Source organism: bacterium (genome assembly GCA_024224155.1).
GTDB lineage: Bacteria > Acidobacteriota > Thermoanaerobaculia > Multivoradales > JAHEKO01 > CALZIK01.
Window position 1 is genome coordinate 1 of sequence record JAAENP010000323.1, and the last position, 2,896, is coordinate 2,896.

The 2,896-nt window shown below is 61.5% G+C and carries 2 protein-coding genes; one reads left to right on the forward strand and one right to left on the reverse strand.

Annotated elements, in window-relative coordinates:
• Positions 1-1,289: adenylate/guanylate cyclase domain-containing protein (locus tag GY769_16915; GenBank protein ID MCP4203603.1), on the forward strand; the 1,289-nt coding region annotated here is incomplete at its 5' end.
• Here GY769_16915 and GY769_16920 read toward each other — a convergent pair.
• Entirely contained in the window at positions 1,264-2,463 is a 1,200-nt protein-coding gene (locus GY769_16920; protein ID MCP4203604.1) for an IS256 family transposase, read from the reverse strand. The genes GY769_16915 and GY769_16920 overlap by 26 nt on opposite strands.
• Positions 2,464-2,896: the final 433 nt, after the last annotated feature.

The window sequence follows — 2,896 nt, forward strand, 5'->3', positions numbered from 1 at the left end:
CGGTTGAAGCGGTGCGCTGTGCGGTAGAGGCCCAGCGGCAGCTTGCGGAGCGAAATACTGATCTTCCCGAGGATCGTCGGATAGAGTTTCGCATCGGCGTTAATTTGGGAGACGTCGTTGTCGAAGGCGACAATCTGATGGGTGACGCAGTCAATGTGGCGGCGCGATTGCAGGAACTGTCCGAGCCCGGTGGCATCCATGTCTCCGCCAGCGTGTTCGATCAAGTTGAAGGCAAGCTCGACCTCGCTTTCAACGATCTCGGCGCGCAACAGGTAAAGAACATCGTCAAGCCGGTGCGCGTGTATCGTGTGCCGCTCGGCGAGATCACTGGAGGCGGTGCCAAAGGCTCCAGCGCGCCGCTCCCACTTCCTGACAAGCCCTCAATCGCGGTGCTGCCGTTCACCAACATGTCGGGTGATATTGAGCATGAGTATTTCTCTGATGGCATCAGCGAGGACGTCATCACGGATTTGTCCCGGATCTCCGGACTGTTCGTCATCTCGCGCAGCTCGTCATTCACCTTTAAGGGTAGATCAGTAAATCTGAGGGACATCAGCCGGGAGCTCGGCGCCCGTTACGTGGTCGAAGGCAGCGTCCGCAGGGCCGGCGACCGCGTCCGGATTACCGCACAACTTGTCGACGGGACGACCGGCGGGCATTTATGGGCGGAGCGGTACGATCGCGATCTTGCGGACATCTTTGCCGTGCAGGACGATGTCACACGCAAAATCGTGACCGCGCTCAAGTTGAGACTGACCGCCGATGAAAAACACCGCCTCCTCGTGCGGGGTACCAGCAACGTGGAAGCCTACGAACATGTTTTGAGGGGGCGCGAATTCCTCTTCCGGGATACTCCGGCTGACAACATACGAGCACGGGAGTCGTTTGGTAGGTCCGTATCCCTGGACCCTGGCTATGCCGTGGCCTGGATGCTCCTCGGAGAAACCCATCTAGCCGAGTTCAACATGGGCTGGGATCTCAATCCCGACAGCACACTCGGCGTGGCTCACCATCTGATGTCGAAGGCTCTGGAGCTCGGCCCCGATTTGCCATCTGCTCACACGTCTCTAGGGAAGGTTCTCGTTTGGCAGAAGAAGCACGGGCAGGCCCTTGCGTCGATTGAACGATCAATCGAATTGGATCCAAACGATGCCGAAGCGCACGGGTACTTGGCGTTTGTTTTGAACTGGGCGGGCGATCGTGTCCCTTGGCGTGGTGTAACTGAGGTCGGGTCTCGACGCTTTCCGGCACGGGCCGGGATGATCAGCGCGCCATGGCTGGCAGGCTGACGAGAGGATCGTCGCTCATCTGGCTGATGGTTTCCAGTGTCATATACCTGGCGCGCTGGACGGCCCACTCATCGTTCTGCTCGAGCAGCAGCGCGCCGACAAGGCGCGTGATGGCGGCTTCGTTGGGGAAGATGCCGACGACCTCGGTGCGCCGTTTGATCTCGCCGTTGAGGCGCTCGATCGGGTTCGTGCTGTGTAGTTTGGCCCGATGCTCCTTCGGGAAGGTCATGTAGGCGAGCACGTCGTTCTCGGCGTTGTCCATGATGGTGGCGAGCTTCGGGACCTTGGGGCGGATCTGGTCGGCGACGGCGCGCCATTGGGCCTGTGCCGCCGCGGCGTTCTCCTGGGCGAAGGCGGTGGCGATAAAGGCGCTGGCAACCCGGCGGCCGCTCTTGCCAGCATGGGCGAGCACATTGCGCATGAAGTGGACGCGGCAACGTTGCCAGGTTGCGCACAGCACCTTGCTGACGGCTGCCTTGATACCCTCATGCGCATCGGAGACGACGAGCTTGACGCCGCGCAGCCCGCGACGCATCAGCTGGCGCAGGAACTCGACCCAGATCGGCTCGGCCTCCGAGGTGCCGATCTCCAGGCCCAGCACCTCGCGCCGGCCGTCGCTGTTGACGCCGACGGCGATGATGACGGCGACCGACACGATGCGCCCGCCACGACGGACCTTCAGATAGGTCGCGTCGATCCACAGGTAAGGCCAGTCGCCTTCGATTGGCCTCTCCAGAAAGGCCTTCACCTTGCCGTCGATCTGCTCGCACAGCCGGCTGACTTGGCTCTTGGAGATGCCGCTCATGCCCATCGCCCGAACCAGGTTGTCGACCGAGCGCGTCGATATCCCCTGGACATAGGCTTCCTGGATGACAGCGGTGAGGGCCTTCTCGGCCAAGCGGCGCGGCTCCAGGAACCCGGGGAAGTAGCTTCCCTTCCTCAGCTTGGGAATGCGCAGCTCGACGGTTCCAGCCCGCGTCTCCCAGTCGCGGTCACGGTAGCCGTTGCGCTGGGCTACGCGCAGCGGGTTCTTCTCGCCATAGGCAGCGCCAGTAGAAGCGCCCACTTCCAGCTCCATCAGCCGCTCGGCGGCAAAGCCGATCATCTCACGCAGCAGATCCGCGTCCGGGGTCTTCTCCACGAGTGCCCGCAGGTTCATCATGTCGTCGGTCATCGGTCGTCCTTCCGGTCAAAGGTTGGTGTCGCAACCAGACCCTACCGAAAAGCGCCGATGACCAACCCATCGCTCAGCTACACCACCTCCGGGGACGTGACCTGTTTCGTTTCTCTGCGCCGACATCTTGTTCCCGGATTGGTTTGCCGAGCACAGCTTCGACTTCATTGCGAAGACTACCGACTTTCACGCTCGATACGTCCGTGGGCTCAATGGTTCGTCCGCCCGGGCTGGTAGCCTCCACGGCTGCGGCTCCGGCACCGAAAACGACGACGCCACAACCCTGCATAAATAGTCCACAGGCCAGCAGAACTGCGACAAGCACGGTGGGCCGCATTTTCATTTCCCGGCTGGACAGCGTCTCACGAGAATGTTGAGTGGGCCGTCGTATTAAGCAGAAGTAACCATCCGCCTCTATGCGCTAGGTCAAGGA